Genomic DNA, 17,072 nt, shown 5'->3' with positions numbered 1-17,072 from the left:
TGTTAGCGATATCGAACAAGGAGGCGCCATATGTTGAAAAGTCCAATTGCCAACAGAGTGGATACGATCTTTATTCATGTAACGGATCTAGAGAAATCTGTCGCATGGTATAGCAACCTTTTGGGAGTAGAGGTCAATCATAGGGTTGAAGGTCCGATATATACTTTTTCTATGGGGGATGGAAGACCAGGACTAACTCTTGATAACCACTGTTTTGATGAAATGTACGAACTCCAACCATCCAACCAACCGTTATTTAACTTGAGTACAAGCGATATTCATGCTGCATATGAATATGTGAAAGAACTGGGAGCGGAGCACATATCCCAAATTCAAACCTATTCTGATCTATCCGAATTTACCTTTAATGACCCGGATGGGAATGTACTTATGATTTGCACCTGTTACAGTTAACCCAGTTCACGTTGTCATAAAGAAATCCCCTCGGGTCTACGGTGTGGATCACAGGATATCATGTGATCGTTCTCACTGTAACCAGGAGGGGATATGGTATAGCCATCTGCTTTGATTCTAGAGCTGAACTGCTGTTTTCTTACCTTCTTTACGTTTCTTAGCGTATTCTGCTGTAGCGGTAAACAAAACATCCGAGGATGAATTCAGTGATGTTTCAAAAGAGTCTTGCAGTACTCCGATGATGAAACCAACACCAACGACTTGCATCGCAATATCATTCGATATGCCGAACAAGCTGCATGCCATAGGAATAAGCAGAAGAGAGCCACCTGCCACACCCGAGGCGCCTGTAGCGGCGACAGCGGACAATACGCTGAGAATCAGCGCTGTTCCAAAATCTACTTGAATGCCCATCGTATGAACGGCCGCAAGGGATAAGACCGATATGGTAACGGCTGCCCCTGCCATATTAATCGTAGCACCCAATGGGATGGAAACCGAATACGTATCCTTGTCCAATCCTAACTTTTCACATAATCTCATATTGACTGGAATGTTCGCCGCAGAACTTCGTGTAAAGAATGCTGTGATCCCGCTTTCTCTTAAGCACTGCAAGACGAGGGGGTACGGGTTCTTACGAATGTTCAGATACACGATTAACGGATTGACAATAAGTGCGGTAAACACCATACATCCAACAAGAACGGAAAGTAATTTGCCGTAACCCAACAAAGACGAAAGTCCGCTTGTTGTAATGGAGTCAAAAATAAGGCCCATAATCCCGAACGGAGCAAATTGGATTACCCATTTCACAATCTTCGATACAGCTTCAGAGAATTGAGTAATCAGGTTTTTGGTGCTATCACTGGAGCCTTTGAGAGCAACACCGAGCAGCACCGCCCAGGCCAGAATACCAATATAGTTAGCGTTCATCAGTGCACTTACCGGATTATCAACCAGCTTCAATAACAAGCTCTTCAAGACCTCTACAATGCCATCAGGTGGAGTCAATTCTTGCACGCCCGATACCAAAGTCAATGTCACCGGAAATAGGTAACTTGCCGCAACAGCGAGTAGTCCAGCCAGAAAGGTACTCATAACGTAAAGGACGATAATCCTTTTCATATTGGTTTGGACACCTTTTCGATGATTGGATATAGCGGCCATTACTAGAAGTAACACTAAGATTGGAGCAACTGCCTTTAATGCTGAGACAAATAAGGAACCAAAAAGCGCAATTCCCGTTGCACCGGGCACGATCAGGGCCAAGACAATCCCCAAGAAAATTCCCAGTAAAATACGTTTAATAAGACTTATTCGGTTCCATTTCATTAATACCGTTTTCATCCATATTCCTCCGAGTTTTAATATAAAATATCATCAAGCAACGCATCGATGCTGTAATGAAGCATAGCGTTAGTTTATCACGGAATTTGTCTTTTGTGTGGTTTGGCAATATTTGTATTCATGGATCATCCGCTGCTTTCCTTATGCAAGCCAGTAGGCATTTACATAACATGCACTAAAGACGCAAAACGGCTTCCATTATAGTTATTCGCACACTCTCCGAACGTGCCACTGACATATACATAGGGCATACACACTGTATGCACCGGCCTAAGGAGAGTGACAATTTTGAAGAATCTGAACAAGAGGACAGCTACCCTCAACAAATTAAGGCCAAGACGAGCCAGATTGAAATACAAAAACAAATTTCCACGAAAACGGAAATGTTATATGATTCGTAAAGTCTGCCGAAGAAAGCACCGCTCCTTGAAGCGTCCATTAAGATCACAGAAAATGTCCCGTGACAAAAAAGTCATTGCATTACCGAGAGCGGGAGTCAACAACCCGGTATGTTGTGAGCCCGGCCCCCCGCTCCCTCCGTTGAGACACCATGAATTGGAGATGGTGAGTCTCCCTGGAACGCAAGGTATAGCAGGTGCCCAAGGCTCCGCCGGATCTCAAGGTGAGCCCGGCCAAGCAGGGACTCCCGGAGCGCAAGGCCCCGCTGGTCCTCAGGGTGAGCCGGGTCAACCCGGAGTTCCCGGGGCGCAAGGCCCGGCTGGTCCTCAAGGTGAATCGGGTCAACCCGGAGTTCCCGGAGCGCAGGGTCCTGCTGGGCCTCAGGGTGAGCCGGGTCAACCCGGAGTTCCCGGAGCCCAGGGCCCCATTGGTCCTCAGGGTGAGCCTGGTCTACCGGGAGTTCCCGGAGCGCAAGGTCCCGTTGGCCCTCAAGGTGAGCAAGGTCCGCCGGGCAGTGTACCCGGAATTGAAATCATTCCTACGGCAAACCGTTACTTCTATTTTCCGGACACCGATCTGGATTTGTCGACCTCGGTTATCATTCCTGCCACAGAATTCACGAATGACGATGGCGGCAGCATAACCGAATTTGCCGGGGTTGGACTTACCAGTTTCAACAATCTTTATATAAACGGGATCATCCAACCGGGAAACTCATACAATGTAAGTGCGGAGAGGTTGTTTTTTTCGTCACAAAATGGTGTGATCTTTGCAGGGACACCTATTATTATCGAGATAATTATAATAACAGTCAATATAATAAATGGATAAAAATGGTTTTATTTACAGGTTGCTTTGCCCTCACTGCGCTCGAATCTACCACATATACTGTGTCAGGTAGGAGGTGAGAAACATGCCACTTGTGACACCATTTCAGAACAGTTTAAGATTTGCTGCAACTATTGGTGATGGAACCGGCACTGGGGAAACGTTTGCCATTGCTGCGACAGCTTTTACAAATGATGCGGGTGTAGCTGCAACGGCATTTCCAGGCACGTTCAACTATTACAATCTTTATATTAATGGCCTTATGCAAACAGCAGATACATCCTCGGCTACGACGACTACAATTACAATTCCCGGTGGAGATGCATTAAATGCAGGGACTCCAATTGTTGTACAATTTGTAGTGTCTTAAAGAAGAGTTAATTATGCTGTATCGTTATCTTGTGCGACTTCTATCTGAGATAGAAGTCGTTTTTTTTGTACAAGACTCCTGGCGACTTAACAGTATTCATTCATGCATTAATGTGCAAAAATAGTTATCCAAGGATGTTGCCCAACTACCGAATAACCTCTGAGGAAATGATCCTTCCGTTTGATTCCAATCTTCCTTCTTACTTGTTAAAATTTAGTTACATAAACTAAGGTCAGGTTGGCGGTGATAGGAAATGCAGCGAATCGAGGTACATCCCGATCTATTGGAGGAAAAGGCCCGGTTGGTCCAGCAGAAGAAACAGGAACTGGAGCGAATGGTCAGGGAACTGGAGAAATCCATCTATATGTTGCAATCCGATTGGTCGGGTGTGACAGGAGAGCGTTTCTTCTGGGATTTTATGCAGGTGAAAGAAGTGTTCCCGACTACACTTGGGCTGTTGGACGAAATCCAGAAAGAGTTTACGTTTATCGCAATGAACTTCAGAACAACGGACGGCTCAGGTGAAGTTGCGCTGTATATTCCAGAGGAACTAAAGCGGAATTTCGCTGTAGGGCTGCTTGATAAATCAGTAGGAGAAACAATATCGGGAATGGGTCAGACGGCAGAAGCTTTCTTCTCTAACCCGTTCAGTACATTAAGCAGTGTGGCATATGCGATGACAGTGGGAAAAGTTGTGGACGTTGGGCGAGGTATTCAGTTTGCATGGGACACCGCCTGGGGCACGGGTACGGCGAGATCTGACATAGAGCAATTTGTAGAAGAGCAGAAGAAGCAGATCGATGAGAGTGGAGCAGGGTATTACGGTGGAGCGATGACAGGTCAGGCTTTGGCGTATGTTTTGTTTGGCAAAGCTTTTCGTTCGAAGGACGACATTGGGTCGGGTGGATCAGGGGGAGATAAGAAGGAGCCTGGAAAGGGAATTGACAGTCCCAGAGATCTAATAAAACCCAGTGGATCACCTAATCCAGAAGCCTTCCCAAGTGGAGCGAGAACAAAAATTCCTAATAATGCGGATAAGGCCACCAAACAGTCTTTGGAATTAGAAAATGATGCTGCTGATCAATTGGCGAGAAGTGGATATCGGATTGAACAGAACCCTAAAGTTCTAGATAGTGATGGAATAGATTCCAAAAGAGATCCCGATTTTAGAATTGAAGGGCGTATATTTGACTGTTATGCACCAACTGAAAATAAAGGTATTAGAGGTATTTGGAGTGAGGTTCAAGAAAAGGTTGTTATTAAACAACAAACTAAGAATGTGGTGATTAATTTAACAAAGTGGTCTGGAGATGATTCTGCGTTGCTTAAGCAATTTAAAGAATGGGAAATCCAAGGTTTAGAAGAAGTTATCGCAATCAAAAAGGACGGTAAGATCATATCGGTATTCCCTTAAAGTAGAGGAGACAAGTTTATGGAATATTCACTGAAATTGAATGGAAAACAGGATCCGTTATGGTTGAAAAGATTAATTGAAAGTAAGAATTTTGAAGTGAATTATATGAAACGACAACACAATGCATTGTTCATTCATGAGTTTGATCTAAGCGGTGGTTTAAAAATTACTGTTTATGATAATAATTTTCCGGCTGATCATCCAGCAGCTTCATATGAAACTATGTTTCAAGAAGAGGATTTTATTTATCAACAAACCATATCTTTTGAATTGGAGAATAACCACCAATATGAATTATGGTATAAAACAATGTACGAGATTTCTTTTTCTGTTATCGGATCACTCAAAGTAGATGGAGTATTCTATCACACATCTGGAGAAGAGATATTTTTCTTTAAAAATGGAAAGTATACGTTCAACGTAACATATCTTGAATTACTCCAAACGCATTACGGAGAACTTCTTGAAAACATTGAGTATTCGGTTTTTAAGAAACCTCACAACTGAATAACAGATAAATAATGCATAAAAGCACTTCTACCAGAAAAAAAGTAGAGGTGCATTTTTATGGAATGAGGATACTAGCAAGTACTACGAATATGAGATTGATTGCTAAATGTTGAGGTGGAACAGAATGTTATTGGAAAATGCAGTATCCAAATTAAATAATATAAATTGGGGCTCAGTAGGTACTGTTATCTCTGAGGAAGATACTAACCTCGGCTATGAATTTCTCAGAAGAATGGCTCAGTTTTATAAAGTGGAGCAGCTTAAGCCTATGCCACCTGCATTTACGAATGTGGCGAAACTGCTAGGAGATCAAGGAGAGGAATTAGATATTTCAGCTTATTGTAGTTCAGAGGCTGTTGCTTATTTGAATCAAAACTCATATGTGAAAAGTATATTTGAATACTATCTACAGTTGGCGAAGTACGCAGCGGATACCCCGGGTATTAGTCAATATCTAGACATATATGAACCGTTAATTGAACTTTTTGAACGGGGCGGCTCGTTTACCATCAAACCACTCTCTTTAGAAATTATACAAGGCTCACATTTCCCACTAAACAATTGGTATGAAAAATTTGTTGAGAAAGATCCGATTGATATTAATAATTTGTAGATCATATTTTTATGCAATAGTAGGAGGAGATTAAATGGCAACTGACTGCTCCTTGAAATGTGAAGAAGTTGTGTTGACAAAAGAAACTCTGATTGAGATCTTAACTAAGATCAATATTATTTGTGATGAAGTAATACAATTAGACAAAAGGATTAAAAATTGAGGAAACAGTAAATAAAGTTAGATTTTCAATTGCTTTAATTGATACTTCAGCTAGTCCATTTGGTTACGATTTAGAGTTTCTTGCCAATGATTTTAAATATAATCAGAGTTTTGGGATCGAGTAGAGTACAGAAGGTTTATTGAAACCAGAGAATATAAAGATATGTAGAAGATTTTTAGTGAGATCAATTCAACAGGATTCTACTCATCGAATAGAGGAGGATCAATAAATGGATTACGAATTATTTCTACAATCTAATTTAGATCTTAATTCTTTAGGGAAGCTGTTAGAAAAATATACCATTGAATTGGTTAATGGATCGGCTTCTTTTAATAGTAACGATGAAGAAATTGTAATTGGTTCTGTTTTTTTCTCTTTGACACTTGAGATAGAGGATATTTCTGATATCACTTTTGTTCGACAGCATTATAACTTAGATGTGAATGTATGCATTAGAACTCAATTGTTTGGCAGTACTTTTTCTGAAGGTATAGAGCATATGTTCAGAATTATTAGTAAGCTTATAAAACATACTGAGGGTAATCTTTTATTCCTAGAAGATGGTTCTACTCAACTACTTAGAATGGAGAATGGTCTGTTGGCGGTTAATAATCGGTTGGATGAATATCAAACTAAATACCTAACTCCAAGCCTTCTTCTTTTACTTGACCGTCCTTATATTGAAAAGGAGCTATCAAGTTAAAAAAAGCAACCGGTAAATGAAATAATGATACTACTTAAAGGCACTTCTACCGGACAAACGTAGAGGTGCTTCTTTCAATTAAAAACCTAGGAGAATAAATTGCCATGATATCAAAGAAACGATTTGTAATGATTGTATGCTGTATTGGCTTAGCATTATTACTTGTTCTAACCTATAGCTTCTATAAAGAAAAAAGAATGTATGAACAGTATCTAACGATTAATGTCCGCCAAGATCTCGTTGATATGAAAAGTGCGATTATAAATAATGATATTTTGTTTAACCGAATACTTAAGAATGAGAAAATAACAAACGAGATGGTTGAGGATGGAGAACAAGCTAGCCAGCTCTATTACAATTTTACAAATATGACTCAGATTATAGATAAGTATAACTTGATGAATCTAAATTTCAGTGAAGAAGCTAATTGGCTGGTACAACCCGCATCTTTATTCACAAACGATCTAGGTCAAGATGATGTAATGCCACCTACACTTTACCGCATGCGTAAGACGTTCGAGAGACTGGACATAACCAGTTATCCTGTAACCCCTGAACTTAAAGAAAGAATCGAGGAGTACAAGGAGTTAAATCATCGATGGCTGAACATTGTTGGGGACTTTGAATCCAAGGAAACTAACGAGAAGGATTGGCCCAAAATCTTGAATGATCTGGAGCAAGAGACCCAAGCTTATTTTATTGAAAAAAAGCTTGATTTCGTGGATGATGAGGTTTGGAGAGATACATTGAATCCAAGGTACGAATGATGAAGAAGAGTGCTCCTGCCGTTCATAGGCAATAGAGAGTGCTCTTTTTTTATATGACGGATTGTCAAACCAAGTGCGACAGTTCCTCTGTGAAGGATTCGTGAGCGGTTCTCCAACCCAAGCATTTTCGTGGTCTGTGATTCATTAGATCGAGTGAACGGGCGAGAGCTTCATCCTCCACTTGAGCGAGATCGGTACCTTTAGGGAAAAACTCTCGAAGCAACCCGTTTGCATTCTCGTTGGAACCGCGTTGCCAAGACGAATACGGATCAGCAAAATAAATGTGCAGGTTATGGGTCGTTTCTAGATTGGCATAGCATGCAAACTCCTTTCCTCGATCAGCTGTAGCCGTGAGGAAGGTCCCTGTAGGGTACTGTGAGATTGCTACACCGAGCGCAATCTCCATCGACAAAGCGGTACGGTCTGGCATGAGAACAGCGGTATACAGGCGTGTTTTACGTTCAATCAACGTGGCTACGCAGCCTTTACTTTTCCCACGACCCGATACGACGGTATCCAGTTCCCAGTGTCCAAACGTTTCGCGGGAACGAACCTCTTGGGGACGATCTGAAATGGATCTGCCGACAGCGAATTTACCGCGAGTTTCTGCCGGTTTCTGGCGCTTCCCCTTGTGCCGAAGAACCTGTAATACACCTCGAACCAAGCGCCCAGCGTAGATCCAGCGATAGATGGATTTGAAGGAGACTACACGCCGGCCTTCGATACGGAAGCGTTGAGTGATCTGTTCTGGAGACCACGTTGCCTCCAGTTTTTCCTCCAGTGAAGCAGCCAAGCTGTCTGACCATTTACCTGAAGAAACAGAGGCTTTACGACGCTCCTCATAAGCGTTCTGAGCGTGTTCTGCCTGATAGGGATGCGATGAATTAACACGATCTAGTTCACGGCAAATCGTGGATGAGTGCCTTCCCAGCTCTTTTGCAATAGCTCTTGAGCTTTTGCCTTGTCTGTGGAGGATTTCTAGCTTGCTGCGTTCGATTATGCTAAGATGTGAATAACTCATGGACTGATTCTCCTTGTGTGAATGCTGGTGTGGTAACTTTCATTCTACACGAATCAGGCTATGAGCCATTTTTTATTTCTAGCGGGTGTCGCACTTCATATTACAATCCGTCATATACAAACAACTAATGAATTTTTTCCCATGCTGGACGATAATAGAGTAGAGACCATATTTACCAATTCTAAGCATATGAAATTTTATCACTTACATATCCACAACCATCCTACACCCACACGAGGTACATTCATGAAACAAGGCATATATGAACAGCTTATCAACACAATCACCAGGCAGGAGATTTCGGCGCTGGACCCGGATGTGTATCACATTGGGACTGAGAAGTTGGATGCAGAGGAAGCACGTAAACTACTGTCCACGTATTTGGCGGCGGTGACCCGGCGAGCGCTTAAGATTGTGCGGGAACAGACGGAAGATAAGACAGCAGTGTTAGCGCAGATTCGAACGTGTAATGAGATTATTGCTACGCTGAAAGGCACGCTTGGGGAAGAAGAATACAACGAATTGCAACTGGACGAGCAGGGGGAGGTACTGACCCATGTGTATTCCAAGTTGAACAGCATTCGTGCGGTCAGAGATACCAAAATCGTACGTCCAGATACGCCGATCGCCCAAAGCTCTTTATTCACAGGTGCAAAGTCCGAGCCGAGTATGTTACTGGAGCTGCAAAAGGAGATCGTGACCGCCGATCGGATCGATTGGCTGGTATCGTTTATCAAGTTCAGCGGCCTTCGCCTGCTGCTGGAACAGCTTCAGCAATTCACGGCGGGCGGCGGGAAGCTGCGGATCATCACAACTACATACATGGAAGCAACCGACCTTAAGGCCATCACTGAACTTAGCAAACTGCCCAACACGGAAATCCAGATTTCGTATGATACCAAAGTGACTCGGCTGCACGCCAAAACGTACATTTTTCACCGCGATACTGGATTCACCACAGCCTATGTCGGCTCTTCCAACCTATCCAACCCGGCGCTGACCAGTGGTATGGAGTGGAACCTCAAGGTGACGGAGAAGGATTCACTTGACGTGCTGCGCAAGATCGAAGCGACCTTCGAGAGTTACTGGAATGACCGCGAATTTACGCGGTATGTAGCTGAGGATGAAGGCCATGAGGCACAGTTGAAGGCGGCTCTGAATCGTAAAAAAGATCAATCCAACCACTTCCATCTCGACATCCAGCCTTACGATTATCAGAAAGAAGTGCTGGAACAGCTGGACGCCGAGCGTACACTGTACGGACGAACGCGCAACCTGATCGTTGCCGCCACAGGCGTTGGTAAAACGGTCATCTCTGCCTTCGATTTCAAGCGGTTTCGTGCAAGCCATGCGGGAGCAAAGCTGCTTTTTGTCGCCCATCGGGAAGAAATCTTAAAGCAAAGTCGAGACACGTTCCGGTATATCCTGAAGGATATGAACTTTGGTGAGCTGCATGTCGGGAATCACCGAGCAGAGGCGCTGGACCACTTGTTTGTTAGCATTCAGAGTCTTAACTCCATGAAGCTGACGGAGATCACCAGCTCAGACTATTACGATTACATCATTGTGGATGAATTCCACCATGCCGCTGCTCCTTCGTACCAGAAGCTGTTGTCCCACTATGAACCTAAGATTTTGCTAGGACTCACTGCAACGCCTGAACGGATGGATGGCAAAGACATTACCGCCTACTTCGATCATACGATTGCCGCCGAGATCCGTCTAACCGATGCAATTGACCGCAAGCTCCTGAGCCCTTTTCAATATTTTGGCGTCACCGATACTGTCGATCTATCTCAGGTGAAGTGGTCGCGTAAAGGCTACGATCTGAACGAACTGGAGAAGCTCTACACTCATAACAAAATCCGTGCCAACCAGATCATCCAAAGTCTGAACAAATACGTAACCGATCTGGACGATGTGAAGGGGCTTGGTTTCTGCGTAGGGGTGGATCATGCGATGTATATGGCAAAAATATTTAACGAAGCCGGCATTCCATCCATGGCCCTACATGGCGGGTCGAGCGAACAGGAGCGTCATTCTGTGAAAGGACAGCTGGTGAACGGGGAACTGCGCATGATCTTTGTCGTTGATCTGTACAATGAGGGCGTGGATATCCCTGAGGTGAACACGATCCTGTTCCTGCGTCCTACCGAGAGTCTGACCGTATTCCTACAACAGTTGGGACGTGGACTACGGATGGCGGATGGCAAAGAGTGCCTGACTGTGCTCGACTTCATCGGACAAGCGCATCAGGAGTACAGGTTCCAGGATAAATTCCGCGCCCTGATCGGCGCCACTAAACATTCCATCTCGTACTACGTCGAGAACGGCTTTTCGAACCTGCCTCGCGGCACTTTCATTCAATTGGAAAAGCAAGCGAAGGAATACATTATGCGTAACCTCAAGCAGATGAGTCGTAATCGCAGAGCGTTGATCCAGAAGCTTCAAACGTTCCAGCAAGACACCGGACTGCCGCTGACCTTGGCTCATTTTGTAGAGCATCACGGGATGACACTATATGAATTGTATGGTGGACGTACGGGCAAAAGGTATTTCCGTGGCATGTTGGCCGAAGCTGGATTAACAGCACCTATCGAGGGTGAACACGAGGAGTATATCCGCAGACTGCCATCTGTGCTTACGATCAACTCCCGAAGCTGGCTCACATTCCTAATCGACTTTATTGAAAAAGGCAAAGAACCGACGACCGCGGATGAACAGCGCATGCTCACCATGTTCTATTACACTTTCCACCGGGCTGCGCCCGAGAAATTAGGGTTGAGCAGCATCGAAGAGGGTGTGCAACGTGTGCTGTCTTGTGAGGCGTTCCGAGCAGAGCTTGTGGATATTTTCAAATATAATCTGGCTCATCTGCGATTTGTGGATAAAAGCAATTCGTTCCCGTACACTTGTCCACTGGATATCCACTGTATGTACTCCATCGACCAAGTGCTTGCCGCCTTCGGCTACTGGAATGCCCAGCAATCACCCGCCTTCCGTGAAGGTGTGAAGTATTTTGCCGACGAACAGACGGATATCTTCTTCATTACACTAAACAAATCGGACAAAGATTTCTCTCCATCTACGCTGTATGAGGATTATGCGATCAACGAGCGTCTATTCCACTGGCAGACACAGAGCAGGGTATCAGAGCATACGGCTACCGCGCAGCGGTATATCCATCATCGGGAGAAGGGCAACCGAATCGTGCTGTTCGTGCGGGAGTATAAGGAAGAGCATAACTATACATCTCCATTTGTCTTCCTGGGCGAAGCCGATTATGTGAGTCATGAGGGGAACAAACCGATGAGCTTTGTATGGCGACTGCGGGAAGAGATGCCTGCGAAGATGGTGGCGGTGGCGAATAAGTGTATTGTTTGAATTAGTAGAGGGTAAAGCCTGCTGTAGGTAGCAGGTTTTTGTTTGAATTTTATTCATATGAAAGTTCTTGATTATTTGAAAAGAAAATGTCGAATTATCTGGAATAGGATATTCAGACTATTCATTCAAAAGTCATATTAAAAATCATTAATTCAGGGTCTTTTTCCTCATTTTTAATGATAACCGTTGCGAAGTAAACCTGGAATTAGTAATATTCATGTGTGTTATAACAATGATGGCTCACTAGTGAAATAATTCGTCTAACAATTCATATTTACTCTTTATCAATACTATATTTCTTTATAAGATTGACAAGTTTAATGATTTGGAAGTTGAAGAGAGTAATTAAACGGCGAATTTCAAATGTGGGCTAATATTCTCTTAAGCTGGCCAGCATACAAAATTAGAGAGTTTCTGTATTTTTTATTTTTCAGGAGGTTTATCCAATGAGAAAAAGTATAATGTTTTTAGCTGTGATTTTGCTTGTTACTCTGTTTCCTAAGTCAACATATGCTGCAACTGATGATCAATTTAAAATAAAGAATGTATATGAATATAACAACGAAACGTATGATAAAATTAAACAGTATGATCATTTAAACGTGGAACTGTCGTCAGATAACAGTTTATCCATGGTTTTGGATACAGGAGAAGAAATTTTAAATGTGACTGATATTGCTTATGAAATGAACTATGATAACGAATCGAATACAACTTTAATTTCTGCTAGTGGGATGTTGCAAAATGGTAAATCTTTTGTATTGAAGTTAGGTTACGATCAGAAGGAGAACGCTAACGGAGACATTATTATTACATCCACTTCAGAGGGAAATGAATTTCCTGATGAGACCTTTATTCGTTTCAATAATAATGAATGGATTTCTTTAAAGGAGATGCATGAAGGAATTCAGACTAATGAACAGCCAAGAGAAGTTCCTTCTGTGATCGGACCTATGGCTGCTGCTAATTTGCCTGTTGTTAAGTCGTCTAAATACGGTAAATATACGTTCTCGAACGTACAGTGGAATACAACGAATTTGATGTCAAATAACGATAATAACATGCAAATTAAATTCCAACCTTTGTTTTCTAATCTGGCAACTTGGAAAGCACCGAATGGGAGTACAGGTCAGCTCATTAAGAAACAATCCGACATCCATACGATTTTAACTCGTTATGAATCTTACGATGTTAATTCGACATATGCTATTGCATACACCAGACCTATTGTTAAGACGTCGAGTCAGCGCTCCATTCCAATTGCTATATCCTATGCAGGAATAGGAACTGAAATCCAGATCCCTATTGGTTCGAGTAACACAAGTAATGAGGGAAACCCTGCTAGATGGGATCTAAAAAGTATGTCCATTCCGCTTCAAAATTCAAGTGGTAGAGACCTAGATAAATATACAATACAAGGTGTCACAAGCATTACAGGTAAAGGTAAGAATGTGAAAATTCAAGCAGGCGTATATGTTAAAATCGGAGCATTTTATTCCTTTGGCAATAAGCCTGCTCAATGGACTACATTTACAGATACTTACACACATGATATAACTGCTAAAGTTCAATAATTACCTTAACGAGCTTTAGCTCTAAGGAGGAAATATGAAGAAACTCTTGCTTTTGGCATTGCTAGTTACATTGATTACTGGTTGCAGTTCAAATGATCGAGAAAAGGCAATAGATTATCTTGTGAAGAATCAAACCAATGATGTGACTGTCATCGTTTTTGGAGATAAGCCATCTGAGCGTTCCTACATCATAGATTTGCAAAAGGATCTCCAATTCATCAATGAGAACTTGAAAACAGATAATCCTATTGCGAATGTGAGCTATATTGATATTAGTGAGAAGCAACAGTATAATTTTAGGGAGATTTTCAAGATCCAAACGTATCCGCATATCATTGTATTTGAAAAGAATCAGATTGTCTTAGAAGCACAAACACCAGATGAAATTGTTCGCTTCTACGAGAAAGAAAAGTAGAATTATCTAAACCTTGCAGGGCAAATGCCTTGCAAGGTTTTTAATTTAACAAAGGTATTTAGTTTGAAAAGTAGTGGAAATAAGTGGATTTATGCTCGATAATGATTCTAAAAGCTTGATTCTCGTTCAATTATCTAGTCCATTAGACTTATATGTAGAAATTAAGATAAATAAGAAAGGTGATAAAGACATGGAAAGTGATGAAGTACATACTTCAAGTAATAAAAGTGGGAAGTATAGATTTTGGATATTAATTGGATTTATATTGATTTTGCTTGCCGTGACAAATCCAAGCATAGAAGATTTCGTTGAGTGTGTCGTAAACTCTTCAATAGAAGAGTCAGATAATGAATGGGTCAGTGCAAGGATCAATTTGTTTGGGAGTCCAGTTATAAATGGCGTTACTAAACAACAAGATCTAATATTTTTTTCTGTTTTCAAAATGGAGCTTGGAACAGAAAAAACTTCTACATTGGGTTTCGGAAAACGCTTCTTTATTAGACTTCCTTAATTCTAGAGATATGAGTATATTGCTATACAGCTATTTGGATAGGAGAATAATACACCGGATATTGATATTCGAGCATATGGCAGTCACGTTTTCGAAGGTATAGAAGATTCAGTATCAGAATCGAGAAATATCAAAGTTTAAAACTCGATAGCGGAGTAAAGGCAGATATATGGGTTGGTTGTGAGGATGGAATGGTTTTACTGGAGTTATCCTGGATGTCTGATGATAAAATTGAATACATCTACTACGTTAAAGTATCAAAAGATTTTTTTAATGAAAACGAAAAAACTACACTTCATATTGCTAAAAGTATGAAAGCTATCTAAGGAGAATGAGTGAATGAATGAAATAATATGGCTCGTTATTGGTGTTGTTACATTATCAGTTATTGCTGGACTATTACAACCTTCTAAAAAGAAAAAACGAAGAAGTTCTAAGACAAGGAATAAGAGAATAACGAAAAAGCCAGTGAATACTGGATTTAATCGTGCCTCCTCTACGTGCAGATCTGACGAAATAATTCTAACTCTACCATTAGATAAAATGACAGGAGCAGAGTTCGAGCGACTGCTGACACTTTATTTTAAAGACAATGGTTATACTGTAAAAGAAGTTGGCGTTGGAGGTAGCGATGGTGGAGTTGATTTGGTTATCACCGATAAGCGTGGCGAAAAAACAGCAGTTCAGGCAAAATGCTATGCCGATCATAATAAGGTCCAAGTAATGACGGTTCGTGAGCTGGTAGGTGCGAAAAGGAATCATGACTGTATTTTGTCTCTGATCGTGACGACATCTGATCTAACGGGTCCGGCAAGAAAAGAAGCTGATCAATTCAAAGTGGATTATTGGCACGGTGGTTTAGTAGACAGCAAGCTGCGCAGTTGGGGGAAATGGACACCTTCCAATAGAAAAGTAAAAACTACTACGACCAAGAAAGAGCAATCTTTATCTAAAACCGTATCTAATATCAAGTGCAGTTGTGGTACTGCAATGGTCAAACGCAAGAATAAAGCTGGAGCGGAATTTTGGGGATGCAGCAATTTCCCGAATTGCCGAAAAACGAAGGCTATCTGAGTAAAGGCACTAAAATGACGTGGAAAACAAAGGAAAAGTAGCTAATAAGCCGCCTTGCCTTTGTTTTTTATATTTGTTCAAGATCCTCTTAATATTTCACGTATCACATTTCTGGTTAGTTGAATGCTCTCTGGGGAAGCATCTCTCAGCATGGCTACAATCTCCTGTATAACTACTTCTGACTCTGTGGAGTGAATGTCTTCATCAACATAAGCGAAGAGCTGCATTAGATTTACTTCAAGTGACTCAGCAATCTTTGCCAAGTTCACCAGAGAAACATTCTTTTCTCCACGTTCGATCTGTCCTATGTATGAAAAATGAAATCCGCCTTTTTCTCCGAGGGATTCCTGTGAATACCCTCTTTCTTTGCGTAGTGCTCGAATCCTGGCTCCGACCAGCTTCAAAACTTCTCTGTCTTCGTTCATGGTATTCACCTCTCTATGTTCAAAAGTGTAGACAAGTTTTCTCAAGGTAAACACCAAACGAAGAATACAAATAATTTATTTGATTACTATAGGTATCATTTTATTGTATAATACTGGTATTAACTCTTTGGAGGGATGACAATGGCAAGAAATTGGTCCATAACCGAAGCACATTGTAATCACCAAGTAGATTTTACTCCACGTTCGCAAGACCATGATATCTCCACACAACTTAGGTCCAGACATACTCCTGCTTACCATATGCTACATACTACAATATCGGACTATCACCAACATGCTAAGTATCATCTCAAACTTGCCGCCATCATGCGTAATCACAATCAGTTCAAAGCCTGCCTGATTCTATGTGATTGGGCTCTAGCCTCCATGATTAAGGCGCTTTATATCCATAAGTATCATTCAGTTCATCCACCTAAGGAACTCACCATGAATGAAATCTTGCCTTTAGTGCACACGGAGACTGAACCCGGACTAGATATTGCCTTGTTCATCGGCACGATGCAACATATGTCTTCCCAAGCAGATTACCCATATGACCAACCACTAGAACTGAACAACATCGAAAAGCTTCTTCAACGAACAGAAGAGATATTGGACGAGTTAGCTGCTCGATTGAAGGATGATTCATCAGAGTAAGATTTTTTTTTATTGAACATTTGGGCTAAATGTTTGATTGATCTATGTTACGCTTACAAGACAACATCATCCAAATAAAGGATATATGATGCAGAGATTACAAAGGATTTTCTTTGCTTTGCATCGGAAAAGTAGGTGTACATCTTGAAAAGAGTAATTGCTATCGCGTTTTTCATATTATCTATAATGGAATTGGTGACATTAATCCTAATTGGTAAAAGCTTGATGACTGGGTATATGAAACCGAGTACGTTTAGAGGGATAATTTCATTCCCACTAGGCGCTACGTATCTCTCGATCTGGATGTTCTTTTCACGGCAAGAGTTTACCGGAGGACGAGTCGCGGGACAGATCAGTTTGACAGCGGCATTGTTGACGTTGTGCCCGTTGGTGTGTTTATTGATCGTTTTCTATTAAATCAACCCATCCCTCCCCATAGCAAATGGTATAATGGCAAAAAGGGAGATTCTGGCGCGAGGCTTG

General features: G+C 41.8%; 17 protein-coding genes. 14 read left to right on the top strand and 3 right to left on the bottom strand.

What is annotated here, in order from left to right:
- The first annotated feature begins 30 nt into the window (after positions 1–30).
- Entirely contained in the window at positions 31–414 is a 384-nt protein-coding gene (locus tag AC6CIF_RS18605) for a VOC family protein (protein ID WP_498200971.1), read from the top strand.
- A gap of 117 nt (positions 415–531) precedes the next feature.
- Here the strand turns inward: AC6CIF_RS18605 and sstT are convergent, their stop codons facing one another.
- Positions 532–1,761: a serine/threonine transporter SstT gene (gene sstT / locus AC6CIF_RS18600; RefSeq protein ID WP_498200970.1), complete on the bottom strand. Its 1,230-nt coding sequence runs from the start codon at positions 1,759–1,761 to the stop codon at positions 532–534.
- Between the two features lie 390 nt (positions 1,762–2,151).
- Between sstT and AC6CIF_RS18595 the strand changes: the two genes are divergently transcribed.
- The 7 genes from AC6CIF_RS18595 to AC6CIF_RS18565 all read left to right on the top strand — a co-directional run bounded on the left by AC6CIF_RS18595 (position 2,152) and on the right by AC6CIF_RS18565 (position 7,528).
- Positions 2,152–2,991: a DUF4183 domain-containing protein gene (locus AC6CIF_RS18595; protein ID WP_498200969.1), complete on the top strand. Its 840-nt coding sequence runs from the start codon at positions 2,152–2,154 to the stop codon at positions 2,989–2,991.
- Between the two features lie 82 nt (positions 2,992–3,073).
- Positions 3,074–3,358 carry a DUF4183 domain-containing protein gene (locus AC6CIF_RS18590; protein WP_433751008.1) on the top strand — a complete coding sequence of 95 codons (285 nt, stop codon included), beginning with the start codon at positions 3,074–3,076 and terminating at the stop codon, positions 3,356–3,358.
- 253 nt (positions 3,359–3,611) lie between these two features.
- Positions 3,612–4,772 carry a WXG100 family type VII secretion target gene (locus AC6CIF_RS18585; RefSeq protein WP_498200968.1) on the top strand — a complete coding sequence of 387 codons (1,161 nt, stop codon included), beginning with the start codon at positions 3,612–3,614 and terminating at the stop codon, positions 4,770–4,772.
- A gap of 18 nt (positions 4,773–4,790) precedes the next feature.
- Complete coding sequence (locus tag AC6CIF_RS18580) at positions 4,791–5,279, top strand: hypothetical protein (RefSeq protein ID WP_498200967.1); 489 nt, start codon at positions 4,791–4,793, stop codon at positions 5,277–5,279.
- Between the two features lie 127 nt (positions 5,280–5,406).
- Positions 5,407–5,895: a hypothetical protein gene (locus AC6CIF_RS18575; protein ID WP_498200966.1), complete on the top strand. Its 489-nt coding sequence runs from the start codon at positions 5,407–5,409 to the stop codon at positions 5,893–5,895.
- A 392-nt stretch (positions 5,896–6,287) separates the two neighbouring features.
- Positions 6,288–6,761: a hypothetical protein gene (locus tag AC6CIF_RS18570; RefSeq protein ID WP_498200965.1), complete on the top strand. Its 474-nt coding sequence runs from the start codon at positions 6,288–6,290 to the stop codon at positions 6,759–6,761.
- A gap of 104 nt (positions 6,762–6,865) precedes the next feature.
- Entirely contained in the window at positions 6,866–7,528 is a 663-nt protein-coding gene (locus AC6CIF_RS18565) for a hypothetical protein (protein ID WP_498200964.1), read from the top strand.
- Positions 7,529–7,592: 64 nt separating this feature from the next.
- Here the strand turns inward: AC6CIF_RS18565 and AC6CIF_RS18560 are convergent, their stop codons facing one another.
- On the bottom strand, positions 7,593–8,549 hold the full coding sequence (locus tag AC6CIF_RS18560) for an IS30 family transposase (RefSeq protein ID WP_498200963.1): 957 nt from the start codon (positions 8,547–8,549) through the stop codon (positions 7,593–7,595).
- A gap of 246 nt (positions 8,550–8,795) precedes the next feature.
- On the opposite strand from AC6CIF_RS18560, the gene AC6CIF_RS18555 reads away from it, so the two are divergent.
- From AC6CIF_RS18555 to AC6CIF_RS18535, 5 genes are all read left to right on the top strand, one after another.
- A complete protein-coding gene (locus AC6CIF_RS18555; RefSeq protein WP_498200962.1) occupies positions 8,796–11,933 on the top strand; it encodes a DUF3427 domain-containing protein in 3,138 nt (1,045 codons plus the stop codon).
- A gap of 446 nt (positions 11,934–12,379) precedes the next feature.
- A complete protein-coding gene (locus AC6CIF_RS18550) occupies positions 12,380–13,507 on the top strand; it encodes a hypothetical protein (protein ID WP_498200961.1) in 1,128 nt (375 codons plus the stop codon).
- Between the two features lie 34 nt (positions 13,508–13,541).
- Positions 13,542–13,922, top strand: coding sequence for a hypothetical protein (locus AC6CIF_RS18545; RefSeq protein ID WP_498200959.1), 381 nt, complete (start codon positions 13,542–13,544; stop codon positions 13,920–13,922).
- A 91-nt stretch (positions 13,923–14,013) separates the two neighbouring features.
- Positions 14,014–14,433, top strand: coding sequence for a hypothetical protein (locus AC6CIF_RS18540; protein ID WP_498200958.1), 420 nt, complete (start codon positions 14,014–14,016; stop codon positions 14,431–14,433).
- Positions 14,434–14,772: 339 nt separating this feature from the next.
- Positions 14,773–15,507, top strand: a complete 735-nt coding sequence (locus tag AC6CIF_RS18535) for a restriction endonuclease (RefSeq protein ID WP_498200956.1) — start codon at positions 14,773–14,775, stop codon at positions 15,505–15,507.
- A 77-nt stretch (positions 15,508–15,584) separates the two neighbouring features.
- On the opposite strand, the gene AC6CIF_RS18530 is transcribed toward AC6CIF_RS18535, so the two are convergent.
- Positions 15,585–15,932 (bottom strand): helix-turn-helix domain-containing protein, encoded by a 348-nt coding sequence (locus AC6CIF_RS18530; RefSeq protein WP_498200955.1) that lies wholly within the window; start codon positions 15,930–15,932, stop codon positions 15,585–15,587.
- Between the two features lie 141 nt (positions 15,933–16,073).
- Between AC6CIF_RS18530 and AC6CIF_RS18525 the strand changes: the two genes are divergently transcribed.
- The gene (locus tag AC6CIF_RS18525) at positions 16,074–16,589 is read left to right on the top strand and encodes a HEPN domain-containing protein (RefSeq protein WP_498200954.1); all 516 of its coding nucleotides are present in this window, start codon (positions 16,074–16,076) and stop codon (positions 16,587–16,589) included.
- Positions 16,590–17,072 lie beyond the last annotated feature (483 nt).

It is taken from the genome of Paenibacillus sp. GQ49, from assembly GCF_059759055.1.
Note: the sequence above shows the minus strand (reverse complement) of the source record. Positions and strands in the feature narration are given on the sequence as shown.